The organism is Aureivirga sp. CE67, from assembly GCF_015767245.1.
GTDB lineage: Bacteria > Bacteroidota > Bacteroidia > Flavobacteriales > Flavobacteriaceae > Aureivirga.
This window is the reverse complement of sequence record NZ_JADOTV010000009.1, coordinates 11,343-27,293: the sequence shown is the minus strand read 5'-3', so window position 1 is coordinate 27,293 and position 15,951 is coordinate 11,343. Positions and strand designations below refer to the sequence as shown.

The following is a 15,951-nucleotide window of genomic DNA, read 5'->3' as shown; positions in this document are numbered from 1 at the left end:
ATATTTTTTCAGAATAAAAAAACTACTTATCATTGTAATGTAAAACAAGATAACAATAGTAAAGTTATTATTTGAGGGGTAAAAAAAGGAACGCATTTAAACGTTCCTTTTTTTTGTTTTATCTAAAACCTCAACTTCTTCTCTTTTTAAAATCAAATTTTTATTTCTTTATTTTTTATGTTAATTATAATAAAACATATAAACTCATTGTTATAATAATATACAATTGCTTTTAATTAGAAATAAATCACGGAAAAAGGTTATTCAAAACAGCTCTCACAGTTATTTTCTGTTACTTATTCAGGTATATTGATTTAAATGTTTTTTCAGAATAAAAAAACTACTTATTATTGCAATGTAAAACAAGATAACAATAGTAAAGTTATTATTTGAGGGGTAAAAAAAGGAACGTATTTAAACGTTCCTTTTTTTTGTTTTAAAGAAATAATTATCGTCGTATTAAACTAAAGTGCCCCTTATAATTTATTTCCTCTCCTTCTTGGGTAACTAGATTAATTGTATACCAATAATCCGAAGATGGTAAATCAAATCCTTGATATGTTCCATCCCAACCTTTACTCTTTATATTAAACTGCGATAAAACTTTTCCAAATCTATCATAAATTGTCACTTTATTAAATTTGAAATCATTTTCCTCAAATCCTGTTACTTGCCAATAATCATGTGTTCCATCATTATTTGGTGTAAAATATTGTGGGAATCCCATAATTGAGAATGGAATTGAAATCGTCGTACAACCTTTTTGATTTCTTACATAAACTATATGATCACCAGCATTTACATTTTCAAAATATGGTTCTGTCTGATAATCTCCATCTATATCATCTAAAGAATACTCAAATCCGGTATCCGATTGATTTTGAACATTCACCGTTACAGTAGTTCCTTCAATCGTAATATCTGCTTTGGTCATTTGTGGAACATCAATTGAATGTACTTCAATAATTTTTGAGCTTTCACAACCTTTATCACTCATCACCGTTACAGCATACATTCCAGCATTTTGAATATAAATCGATTTTGTTTGCCCTAAAGAATTTCCATCTTCATCCATCCACTCGTATGTAAAACTACCTGAATTCGAAATATCAATATCTAATAAATGATCAAATCCTTCACAAATATATTGTGGTGTTTCTACTTCAAAATCTGGAAGCGGATTTACAATTAACATAAATGATTTTTCTGTATTCGCACAGCCTGTTGCAACACTTTCCACACGAACAAATATTTCTTGTTCATTTGGAGTTACATTTTGATAAGTTCCAATAGAAATTGCATTTTGACCACTCTCAGCATCTTCTTGTGAAATGTGGAATGTAACATTATGTGTTGTAAGATTTATACCATTTGCAATGGTTGTATTTTGATCATTTAAATCAAAAGTTTGAATTCCATCAGCAGCATCATCACACATTTCTAAATCATCAAAATCTGGAACTTTTGCAGTTTCATAAACATTTAAATCAAAAGAAATTACAGGTGATGGACAGTTTGTCTCTGGATCTACGATCACAACAAATAAGGTCTGTGAATCTGGACTTGTATTTGTATAAACTGTATCCGTTATCCTATTTGTATCATCTAAAGCATCTTGATAAGATGAATAAATATTAGCGATATGGTTTGTAATATTATTTTCTTGTAATAAAGTTCCAACGTGATTTGCAATCGTAAAGTCTGCAAATCCATCATTATCGTCATCGCAGATTTCCATATCTGGAATAGCTGTTAACGGGATTGGATCTGCTAAATTTACTTGGAACGTTTTCTTATTTTCACAATTGGCATTTGAAACAACTAATGTAAATAATCCTTGATGTGTAATTTCTAAAGTACTTAATGTACTTACTACAGTTCCACTTTCATTATACCAAGCATATGTTGCATTTAGATCTGAAACATTTGTTGGTTCTAGTGTTAAAGTCGAATTTAAACATAAAGTATATTCGTCTTCCATTTCAAACTCAACATAATTATTTACAATAATATCAAATGTTCCATAAGCTGGACAACCATTGTCATTATCTGCAACTCTTACCCAAATCGTCTGTGTATCAGGGATAATATTAGTATAATTTCCTGTAGGAATTGGATCTAAATTATTTCGAGCATCATTTTCAGATTTATGATATGAAATTGTATGGTTTGTCATACTCGATAATTCTGTATTTGTTTTAGAATGAATATTAAACGAACTCATAAATCCATCATTATCATCATCACAAAGTTCCATCGAGCTCATAGTTGGCATTACCGGAATTGCATCTACATTTAAATTGAATGACATATTTGTAACATAACATCCAGTGAAATTATCGGTAACTCTTGTATAAATAGTTTGTGAATTCGGAGATGTATTCGAATACATATTATTTAAATCCATAGAGTTTGTATCATTATCTGCATCACTTTGACTTGTATAAAGTTCAATTGTATACATATTTGCAGGATAATTTGTCAACACATTTTGCATATGACTATCCATATCAAATTCTGTAACTCCATCATAATCATCATCACATTCTGTCATGTCTGGAAGTGAAGTAATTTGAATCTCAGGATGCGCTGTTACTGTAAACACTTTAGAATTAGAACAATTTTGATTCGAAACAATCAATGTATATTCTCCTATTTGTGTTACATCAATAGAATCTGTGTTTCCAATTGGATTTCCACTTTCATCTTTCCACTCATAAGTAACGCTTGTTTCACTAACATTATCCGCAGAAAGCGTCACAAAAGAATCTTGACATAATTTATCATCTCCAACAATATCAAATTCTACATAATTGTTTACTATTAAACTAAAAGAAGTATAAGCAAAACAGTTACTATCCTTATCCGCTACTCTTACCCAAACTATTTGATTATCCGCTACTGTATTTGTATAATCTCCAGCAGGAATTGCATTTGCATTATTTTGCGCATCATTTTCTGTTTCATGGTAAGTAATAAAATGATTTGTAAAACTTGCTAAATCATTTGTTGTTACAGAATGAACATCAAACGTACTCATGAATCCGTCATTATCATCATCACAAAGTTCTAGATTTGTAATAGTTGGTAATGAAGGAATTCCTTGAACAACTACACTGAATGCAACCCCAGTTGTCGAACATCCAGTGCTGTTATCCAAGATATTGGTATAAATGGTTTGGTTAGTTACTATGGTATTTGTAAATAAATTATCTACATCAATCGGATTCGTTTGATTATCTGCATCATTTTGACTCACATATAAATCAATCGAATATTCTCCGTTAGGATAATTTGCATTTAAGAATCCGTTGATATGTGTTTTTAAATCAAATTCTGTAATTCCATCATAATCATCATCACACTCAAACATATCCGGTAAAGAAGTAATTTGAATCAATGGATGATTGGTTACTTCAAAAGTTTTACTGTTTATACAATTTTGATATTCTACAGCTAAAGTATATGTACCTGCTTGAGTGACATCAATTGATTCCCCAAAACCTAAAGTAGCTCCTGTTTCAAACCTCCAAGTATAAGCTACTCCTGTTTCACTAACATTATCAGCTGAAAGCGTTACAAAAGAATCTTGACAAAGTTTATCATCTCCAACAATATCAAAATCTACAATTTTGTTTACAATTAAATCAAATGAGCTATAACTCATACATCCATTTGCATTATCTTCTACTCTAACCCAAATAGTTTGAGAATCAATTGTCGTATTCGTATAATCTCCTACAGGAATTGGATTTGCATTATTTTGCGCATCATTTTCTGTTTCATGATAAGAAATTGTATGATTTGTAAAACTTGCTAATTCCGAAATCGTTTTAGAATGCACATTAAAGAAACTTATAATTCCATCAAAATCATCATCACACTGTTCGATATTCGATAAAGTAGGAATAACTGGTAATTGCTCTACAATAATATTAAAGTTTACACTCGAAATAGAACATCCTGTACTTGTATCTGTAATGTTTGTATAAATAACTTGAGAATCTACAGTTCCATTTGTAAATAAATTATTTGTATCAATCGGATTTGTTTGATTATCTGCATCATTTTGACTCACATATAAATCAATCGAATATTCTCCGTTTGGATAATTCGCATTTAAGAATCCATTGATATGCGCTTTTAAATCAAATTCTGTAATTCCATCAAAATCATCATCACATTCATTCATATCTGGTAAAGATGTAATTTGAATCAACGGATGTGCTGTAACTTCAAAAGTTTTAGTTGTTGTACAGTTTTGATTAGAAATATTTAAAGTATAAATTCCTATTTGTGTTACATCAACTGTATCTGAATTTCCAATTGGATTTCCTGTTTCGTCTAACCATTCGTAAGTCACATTTGTTTCACTTACATTTTCAGCTTTTAGAGTTACAAAAGAATCTTGACATAATTTATCATCTCCGACAATATCAAACTCCACAACTTTATGAATAATTAATTCAAAAGAAGTATAAGCCGGACAATTATTCGCATTATCTTCTACTCTAACCCAAATCGTTTGATTTTCTGCTACAGTATTTGTATAATTTCCAACAGGAATTGGATTAGCATTATTTTGCGCATCATTTTCTGTCTCATGGTAAGAAATTGTATGATTTGTAAAACTTGCTAAATCATTTGTAGAAACAGAATGAATATCAAATGTGCTCATGAATCCATCATTATCATCATCACAAAGTTCTAAGTTTGCAATTGTTGGTAAAGTTGGAATTTCTTGTACTACAATATTAAACGAAACATCTGTATTATAACATCCAGTTGTATTATCTAAAACTTTTGTATAAAGTGTTTGCGTTGTTACTGTTGTATTTGTATATAAACTACTTACATCAATCGGATTTGTATCATTGTCTGCATCATTTTGACTTGTAAATAATGTAATCGAATATTGATTTGGAGTATAATTCGATAATACATTTTGAATATGTGTATCTAAATCAAATGCTGCAAAACCGTCATAATCATCATCACAGACTAATAAATCTGGAATGGAAGTTATTTCTAAATCTGCCAATCTTCGAACTTTAATCTCTTTCGTATTTGAACAATTCGCATTAGAAACTGTTACACTAAAAGTTCCTTCTTGATTTACAGTTATAGTATCTGTATTTCCAATTACAGTTCCGTTTTCATCTGTCCATTCATAAGTTACTGTTGGTTCACTTACATTTTCTACTTTCAATGTTGTAAAAGAGAAAGGACAAAGTGTTTCTTCATCTACAAGATCAAATTCTACATATTTATGAACAAATAACTCAAAAGAACTATAAGCAAAACAATTACTAGAATCATCTTCTACTCTTACCCAAATCGTTTGATTTTCTGCTACAGTATTTGTATAATTTCCAGTAGGAATAGCATTTGTATTATTTTGCGCATCATTTTCTGTTTCATGGTATGAAATCGTATGATTCGTAAAACTTGCCAAATCATTTCCAGTTACTGAATGAATATCAAACGTACTCATAAATCCATCATTATCATCATCACAAAGCTCTAGATTCGTAATCGTTGGAATCGAAGGTAGCTCCTGAACAACTACACTGAACGAAATATCGGTAATGGAACATCCAGTGTTGTTATCCAAGATATTAGTGAAGATTAATTGGTTGGTTATTGTCGTGTTTGTAAATAAATTATTTGTATCAATCGGATTCGTATTAGTATCCGCATCGTTTTGACTTGTAAATAAATTTATCGTGTATTGTCCTCCAGGGAAATTTGAATCTAAATAATCTACAATATGTGTTTTTAAATCAAAGTCTGTAAAACCGTCATAATCATCATCACATTGTAATAAATCTGGAAGCGATGTTATCTGAATTTCCGGATGATGTTCAATTGTAACAGTTTGCGAAACTTCACAATTTGGTCTAGAAACTACTAAAGTATAATCTCCTGGAATTGTTGTTGTATAATCTTGTGTTGTTGCTAAAGAGTTATTATTAGAATCAAACCATTCGAAAGTTACATTTATATCACTTAAATTCGTTGGCGAAAGTGTGATAGACTCATTCGAACAGAATTGTTGTAGAGCATCCAAATCAAAAGTTAACGCTGGATCTACAATTAATTCAAATGTTTCTGAAACATCAATACAAGAAGTATTTTTATTTTCGATACGAATAAAAATCGTTTGCGGATTGGTTAAATTCGTATAATTTCCTGGTGGAATCGGATTTGCTCCATTTTCTGCATTTGCTAAAGTTTCGTGGTAAGAAACTTCATAATCATTTGGATCTAAATTCGCATAAATGAAATTCGTATTCTGATGTACATCAAAATCTTGTACAATTCCATTTGCATTATTTCCATCATTATCATTATCACAGGTTATTAAATCTGGCAATGAAACTGGTACTGGTAAAGGATTTACAACAATATCAAATCGAACATTCGTTACAAAACAATTTGTATTATTATTGGTAATTTTTGTATAAATCGTTTGTTGATTTACAGTAGTGTTTGTAAACGGATTTGTTGTAATTGGATTTGTATCATTTTCTGCATCTGCTGAAGTTTGGTATAAATCAATTGTATATTCTCCTGGATTATAATTTTGTAAAACTCCATCAATATGACTTACCAAATCAAAAGCTGCAAAACCATCTGTATCATCATCACAGACTTCTAAAGTTGGAATTGTTGTAATAGCCACTTCATCTAACATAATAACAGTTGCAGTTTGCGAATACACACAGCCATCTTCATTTGTTACTGTCAACGTATAATCTCCAGCATCTGTTACATCAAGTGTTTCTGTATTTGCTAAAACATTATTATTTCCATCTGTCCATTCAAAAGTAGTATTACCAACAAAAATTCCATCAGGATTTAAATTCAATGTCGTTCCTGGACAAATATTTTGTGGACTAGTTAAAGTAAATAATGGACTATCATTTACATTTATTTCAAAAGTTGTTGTATCAAAACAATTTGTATCTGTGTTTTCTACACGAACATAAATTATTTGTGGACTAGAAGTATTTGTATAATTTCCAACAGGAATTGCATTTACATTATTCTGCGCATCTGCTAAGCTTTCGTGATAAGAAACTGTATGAAAATTATCATCTAAAGTTTGGAAAATAATGGCTGTTTGCAAATGAATATCAAATTCCATAAATCCATCATTATCATCATCACAAAGTGCAATTGGATCTAAATTCGGAAGAATTGGCAATGGATTTACAATAATATCAAATGTTACATCTGTTACAAAACATCCTGTATTATTATTGGTAATATTTGTATAAATTGTCTGCTGATTTGCAGTTGTATTCGTATAAGGATTTACTGTAATTGGATTTGTATTATTCTGCGCATCTCCATCAGTTTCATAAAGTGTAATTGTATATTCTCCATTATTATAATTTGATAAAACATCATTTACATGACTTGTTAAATCAAAAGCTACAAAACCATCTGCATCATCATCACAGGCTTCTAAATTTGGTAAAGTTGTAATTGCAACGGCATCTAACATAATAATTGTTACTGTCTGAGAAGCAACACAAGAATCACCATTTGTTACAGTCAATGTATAATCTCCGGCAGCAGTTACAGTTAACATTTGCGAATTTCCAATAACTGTATTTGTACCATCTGTCCATTCAAAAGTAGTTCCTGCTCCGAAAACAGAATTTGGTCCAATTAATAAAGATTCTCCTGGACAAATATTTTGCGGACTTGGAATTGTAAATAATGGACTATCATTTATTATTAAATCAAAAGTTGCTGTATCAAAACAATTTGTATCCGTATTTTCAACACGAACATAAATTGTCTGTGGATTGGAAGTATTTGTATAATTCCCTGTAAGTGTATTGGTATTACTTTCAGCATCCGCAAGAGTTTCATGATAAGAAACTGTATGGAAATTATCATCTAAAGTTTGATAAATAATCGCTGTTTGTGCATGAATATCAAACGCCATAAATCCATCATTATCATCATCACAAAGTATTATTGGATCTAATGGTGGAATATTTGGTAATGGATCTACAATTAATTCAAAATTCACATCTGTTACAATACAACCTGTATTATTATTGGTAATATTTGTATAAATCGTCACAGGGTTCTGACCTGTCACTGTGTATAAATTATTAGTATCTATTTCATTTGTATCATTATCTGCATCATTTTGTGTTTCATAAAGTTTAACGGTAAACTCATTTACATTAAAATTAGTCAGAACAGTAGCAATATGAGATTGTAAATCAAAATCTGTCATATCATCACTTTTATCATAACAAGCATGAAGATCTGGAATTATTTGAAGTGCAATTTGATTTGATTCAATTACAGTAATTGTTTTTTCCGTCTGACAATCAAAAGCATTTCTAATCACAACGGTATAAACTCCCTCTTGCGAAACAGTTACAGTTGCAGAATTCCCTATAGAATTATTATTTGAATCAAACCATTCGTAAATAGGATTCGCAGAAGTTACATTATCTACAGAAAGTGTTACTGTTGAATTTGGACAAATTTGTTGTGGCGAAATCACATCAAAATCTGGTTTTGGATTTACAACCAAATTAAACGAACCAACATTCGAACAACCTGTCGGATCGTTTTCTAAACGAATATAAATTGTCTGTGGATTTGAAGTATTTGTAAAGTTTCCAGCAGGAATCGGATTCACATCATTTTGTGCATCTGCCTGCGTTAAGTGGAAAGTTACATCATGATCTACAAGACTTCCTAAAATTGTACTTGATAGAGAATGAATATCAAAAGTGGAAACAATTCCATCATAATCATCATCACAAAGTTCAAGATCTGGAACAGAAATAATTACCGGGAGTGGATTTACTATAATATCGAAAGTAACAGAACTAATAGTACAGTTGGTATCGTTATTAGTAATACTAGTAAAAATCGTTTGCGAATTTGCTGTTTGGTTCGTAAACGGATTGTTAGTGATTTCGTTCGTCTCATTTTGCGCATCGTTTTGGTTAGTATATAATTTGATTGTATATTCTCCAGGGTTAAAATTCCCTAAAACATTATCAATATGATTGGTTAAATCAAAACTTGCAAAACCATCTGTATCATCATCACAGACTTCCAAATCTGGAATTGTAACTGGAATTGGTTGTGATTCTATTACTGTTACAGTCTGAGAAACCGAACAATTTAAATTAGAAATTGTCAGCGTATAATCTCCTGGTGTAGTAACTGTTAAGTTTTGATTTGTTGAAATAGAATTTGAATTCGAGTCAAACCATTCGTATGTAAGATTTGTTCCTACAATATTTGTTGGAATTAAGTCTAAACTTTCTCCAAAACAAAGTGTTTGTGGTGTATCTAAATCGAAATTTGGTAAAGGATTTACAACTAAATCAAAAGAGCCAGTATTCGAACAACCTGTCGGATCATTTTCTAATCGGACATAAATAGTTTGAGTATTTGCAACAGTATTAGTGAAATTCGTAACATTTGTAATTGGATTTAAATCACTTTGTGCATCACTTAAGGTTGTATGATAAGTCACATCATGATCTGTTAAACTTCCAAGAATTGTTGCATCTTGACTTTGTAAATTAAACCCAGAAACAAATCCGTCATAATCATCATCACAAAGTTCTAAATTTGGTAAAGTAACAACTGTTGGAAGCGGATTTACAATAATTTCAAAAGTAACATCTTCTGTTTCACAGCCAGTTGTATTATTTGTTATGTTTGTATAAATCGTTTGTTGATTTGCCGTAGCATTTGTATAAGCACTATTATTCGTGATTTCATTCGTATCATTTTGCAAATCTGACTGTGTTGGATATGCTTTTACAGTATATTCTCCAGGAGGATAATTTCCTTCAACAGCATCCATATGTGCTTCAATATCAAAAACTGCGAAACCATCCGTATCATCATCACAGACTTCTATATTAGGAATCGTAGTAATCGCAATTGGAGGAAATTCCGTTACAGTAACAGTTTGTGATGTAGAACATCCATTTGAATCTGTCATCGTAAAAGTATAATCTCCTGCTGCAGTAACTAATAAATCTTTATCTGTTCCTAAAGTATTTGAATTATCAGCCCATACAAAAGTTGCACTTGGATCGGAAAGATTTGTTGGTTCTAAAAGTAAGCTTCCATTTGGACATATATTTTGTGGCGAATCCAAATCAAAAGTTGGTAATGGATTTACAACAACATCAAAATTTAACACCGACATACAGCCTTCATTGATATTTACCAATCGAATATAAAGTGTTTGCTGATTTGCAACTGTGTTGGTAAAATTATTTAATGGGCCAGGAACTCCATCCGTATTATTTAAAGCACCATTTTCAGAATAGTGAAAAGAAACACTATGACCTGGAAGAATCACTAAAGCAATTTGAGGAGTTAAATCAAAACCAGAAACAAAACCATCTGTATCATCATCACAAAGCTCTAAAGTTGGTAATGGAATTACAGTTGGCGAAGCATTTATAATTAAATCAAAAGTTAAATCTGTATTCGAACAACCCGTATTATTATCTGTAATACTTGTATAAATCGTTTGTGTATTTGCAACTGTATTTTGGTAAGTCGCACTTGTGATTTCATTTGTATCACCTTGTGCATCTGCTAAAGATTCATAAGCTTTGATAGTATAATTAGAACCTCCTACTCCATTTAAATGAGAAATCAGATCAAAAATCTCAAAACCATCATTATTATCATCACAGACTTCAATATCTGGAATTTGTGTAACAGTAATTACTGGATGTGAATTTACCGTTACAGTTTCAGAAGCCTGACAACCATTTGTATCTGTAATCGTAATAGTATAATCTCCTGCTATAGTAACGGTCAAATCTTTATTCGTACTAATTGAATTGGAACCAGAATCAAACCATTCGAAAGTTGCACTCGGATCAGAAATATTTGTTGGTGATAAAATAATACTTTCTCCCGGACAGAAACTTTGAGGTGAATCTATATCAAAAGTTGGCAATGGATTTACAATTAAATCAAAAGAACCTGTATTATAACAACCTGTTGGATCATTTTCTAAACGAATATAAATTGTCTGAGTATTTGCTACTGTGTTGGTAAAGTTTGAAACATTTGTAATTGCATTTGCATCTGTTTGTGCATCTGCTAAACTTGTATGATATGTTACATCATGATTCGATAATCCTGCAAGAATAACAACATCATAATCTTGTAAATTAAACCCAGAAACCAATCCATCAGTATCATCATCACAAAGTTCTATATCTGCAACTGTTAGCACTGTTGGGTAAGGATTTACAATGATCTGAAAAGTCACATCATCTTTCGTACAACCAGTATTATTATTAGTTATATGGGTATAAATTATTTGAGAATTTACAGATGTATTTTGATAAGCATTATTATTCGTAATCTCATTTGTATCACTTTGCATATCCGACTGTGTAGGATAAGCTTTTACCGTATAATCTCCTGGAGGATAATTTCCTTCAACATTATCAATATGCGTTTGAATATCAAAAGTTAAAAATCCATCTGTATCATCATCACACAATTCAATATCTGGAATTGCTGTAATTGCCACATCCGGATGCATTGTTACTGTTACAGTTTCTGAAGTAACACATCCATTTGTATCTGTCATGGTAAAAGTATAATCTCCAGCTGTGGTAACTGCTAAATCTTTATCTGTTCCTAAAGTATTTGAATTATCTGACCACTCAAAAGTTGCACTCGGATCCGATAAATCTGATGGTGAAAGAATCAATGTTTCGCCTGGACAAAGTGTTTCTGAAGTATCTAAATCAAAAGTAGGAAGTGGATTTACAATTAAATCAAAAGTAGAAGTACTATAACATCCTGAATCGTTATTTTCTAAACGAATATAAATTGTCTGTGTATTTGCAACAGTATTTGTAAAGTTTGTTTTATTTATAATTGGATTTGAATCCGAATCAGCATCTGCTTGCGAAGTATGATATGTAACATCATGATTTGTTAAACCAAAAAGAATTTGATTATCAAAATCTTGAATAAAGAAACCTGAAACTAATCCGTCTTTATCGTCATCACAAAGTTCTAAATCTACTACAGCAGGAATTACAGGAATTGGATTTACAATTAAATTAAATGTAACATCATGATTCTCACAACCTGTTGTATTATTTATAATTTTCGTAAAAATCGTCATTGAATTCGCACTAGAATTCTGATAATTTGAAGCAGTAATCTCATTAGAATCACTTTGTGCATCTGTTATAGATTCATAAGCTTTAATTGTATATTCACCTAGTGCATAATTTCCTTCAATAGTTGTAAAATGAGCTACTAAATCAAAAAGTGCAAAACCATCATTATCATCATCACAAACTTCAATATTTGGAATTGTCGTTATGGCTACTGCAGGATGACTTTTTACTTCGATAGTTTTTGTTGTAACACAGTTTGCATCATTTTTTACTTTTAAAGTATAAGTTCCTAAAGTAGTAACAACTACTGTTTCAGTACTTGCAATTAAAATATCATCTTTGTCAAACCATTGAAAAGTAGCATCTGGATCATTTACATTATCTGGAGCTAAAGTCAAATCTCCGTCTGGACATAAGAAAGCTTCTGCATCTAAATCAAAATCTGGATTAGGTTTTACAATTAAATCTAACAATTGACGAACCGCACAACCTGTATCATTATTTTCCAATCGAATATAAACCGAATCAAAATATGGGGAATCATTTGCAAACGGTCCTGCAGGAATTGGATTCAAATTATTCCTTGCTTCATAAGAAGAATTGTGATAAGTAACGGTATAGTCATTCGGATCTAATCCATCTAAAACATCAGGAGTTAAAGCATGAATATCAAAAGTTTGTACAATACCATTTGAATCATCTCCATCATCATCATTATCACAAAGAATAAGCTCTGGAGGAATTGTTCCAAATGGTGGTAATGGATTTACAATTACTTTAAAAGAATTAATTTCTAACTCACAATTCGTCAAATTATCTTCCACTCGAACATAAATTGTCTGTTCATTAACCACTGTATTTTCAAATGGACTTTGCGTAATCTGATTGGTTTGGTTTTCAGCATCTGTTTGTGTTAGATAATAAGTAATATTTAAATTTGAAGAATCTCCTCCAGCAATTTCATCTGCTTTAAAATTCTCTAAATCAAATTCTACAATTCCATCATAATTATCATCACAAAGTTCGTAATCTGAAAAATCTAAAGTATAAGTATTTTCATGTATCGTTAAATCAAAGTTTTTTGTTGTATCAGCACAACCTGTATTTTTATTTTCTAATCGTATATGGATTACTTCATTTGTAGAAGTATTTGTAAAAGGATCACTTAAAGCTCCTGTATCATCTTGAGCATCCGCTGCAGAACTATGGAAAGTAACTTCATAATCATTTGGATCTAAACTTCCTAAAACCTCCGTAACTTTACTACTAAAATCAATTGTTGCTAAAATTCCATCACTAGGGTCAGCATCATCATCACAAAGTTTATATTCTGTCACATTTTCCCCTATTGGTAATGAATTTATATTTAAAGTCAAAGTACCAATTGCATGACAGTTAGTTCCACTAGCTAAAATCCAAACATTATCACCATCATTTGCTGCATAATCTGCTGGATCTACATGATTTGTTCCACTATTTAAATCTGCCATAGATTCATAATATCTAACAGTAACAGCATTTGGATCTGGAACAAATAAACCAACTGCATCTTCTAAATTAAATTTTTCTTCTCCATCTCCGTTTTCATCACAAGCTGATAATTCAACAGGTGTTGTCAATGTTGAATTAATAGTAATTGTAAACGAACTATTTTCTGAACAAGAATTATTTACATTGCTAATAACTTTTACAAAAACAGTTTCTGAAGTAGTGATGTTAGTATGCTGTGTCGGATCTGGTATTAAATTAAAATAAGTATTATCCGTATAATATTCAAAAGTAAAATCATTTGGATCTAAACCATTTAAAATATAAGTTTCATTTTCGGTTAAATCAAAAAGAACAAGATCATCTGTTACAGTACCAACCGAAGTATCATCACATTTTGCAAGACCAGGAACCCCTCCTGTGTTTATAGTAATCGCAATAACTCCAATTTCGAAAGAATGGGTAACAAAATTAGAAGAATCCGTAGCATCTTCTACACGAACATAAATAGTTTCATTTGTATATGCTACAGAATTATCATAAGGATCTGCTATCACATTTCCTCCAATATCTGCATCCGCTTGTGTTTTATGATAAGTAATTTTATAATCCGACGGCGTTAATCCGTTCAATATTTCTGCGTCTTTTTCATTACTTAAAAAGAACTTTACAATTCCATCTCCATCATCACATAAAAACAAATCTGTTGGAGCTTGTGTCGCAATATTTGAAGGAATAACTTCAACACTAGCCGTTCCAATACTTGGACAGTCTCCATTATTTTTTGTTACAGTTAATTGATATACTCCTTCTTCAGTTACAACTAAATCTTCATCACTTTCAGCAAGAGGAGAACCATCTTTTGTCCACTCATAGGTATAACCTGCAACAGCATCTGTATATAAAGTATAGCTACTACCTTGATTTATTTTTATCTCTCCTGACAAAATATTGTCAGCTGGATGAATAATATCGATAAAATCTTCCCCAAAAAGTGATTGAATAAATGGTGGAAGCCCTAATTCTGTTTGTTTGGAATCATTATCAGGATCTACAACTACAGCATCAAAAGAAAATCCACTGCTTAATCCTGCAACATTTGGATTATTAATAACACTTATATTTTCTCTTCTACGTATCGAATAATATATTTTTTGATCTAAAGCTAATTGTAAAGCTCCACCAAACCTATTGACATTATCTTGATATAACTCTGTTTCTGTATTACTATTCTCTAAATCATATTGGTATAAAATAGAACCTCCTTTTCCATCTGAATTTTTACCTACAGAAGTATATAATTTAGTACTATCTGGTGAAAACTCAATTCCATAAGGTGAATCTGCATTAGATATTAAAGTCGGATTAGACACTGTGCCAGTTGCATTATCAAAATCATAGAGATAAACAGAACCATTTGCATCTGCATTAAGCGTAGAAGCATCACCAAAATGAGCAATAGCAAGCCTACTACCATCTGGAGAAATTTTCATATAGCCTACTGCGTTCTTATAATAACCATCTACATCTATAGATGGTGTTGTAACCGATGTAACGGCTGCGGATGTAACTCCTGAAGATGTAACTCGAAAAGCATAGAAAGTATCTACAAAATGCGTAACTACCCAAAATGACTCACAATCATTATGACGAATTGCTGTAATTTTTTCAGAGCATTTATAAAATACTTGATCAGAATCACCTGTGTCATATGTGGTTAAATGGATATTCTTTTGAGTATTATCTATTCCTCCTAGACCTCCATTTATTTGTAAATCAATAACTGTGTAATTCAGACCATTATTTTGAGTCTTAAAGCTTAACGAGCCTGAGCCATCAGGATCATCTGTAGTTGGATCTGTATGAGGTTGATCCACAGTGAATATATAGTAAATATTCGGATCTTCGGGTTTTGGTACAACAATAGAAGATTGTGTACTAGAGATATGCCCTTTTAGAGCTATACCTCCATTGGCCATCTCGTTTCCTGTTTTGTCCCAAACTCTTATACCATCTGTGTAAAAAATTAGATCTCCGTTTTCATCGGAAATTGCAGAACATCCTTCTGATGTACTTAAGGAACTATTGGAAAGTGGTATTGGTATTCCACTTGAAAAATCTAAGCCGGCGCCAGATCCAAAATACCAATTTGCAGATTGCTTTTGCGCAAAAACTTGGATACACAAAAACAATAATACGACAAACATGTGGGGTTTCTTCATCATATTCTTTGGGGTTTTATAACATAAAGTTACAAAGCAAAGAAATGAGAAGAAACCTAATTAACTGA

At 31.1% G+C, this 15,951-nt stretch carries 1 protein-coding gene; it reads right to left on the bottom strand.

What is annotated here, in order from left to right:
* Positions 1-448: 448 nt before the first annotated feature.
* Positions 449-15,886, bottom strand: coding sequence for a T9SS type B sorting domain-containing protein (locus I0K12_RS11780; protein WP_196888305.1), 15,438 nt, complete (start codon positions 15,884-15,886; stop codon positions 449-451).
* Between the last annotated feature and the right edge of the window lie 65 nt (positions 15,887-15,951).

Coding starts and splice junctions, on each gene's coding strand:
- I0K12_RS11780 (WP_196888305.1), bottom strand. CDS start 15,886: ATGATGAAGAAACCCCACATGTTTGTCGTATTATTGTTTTTGTGTATC.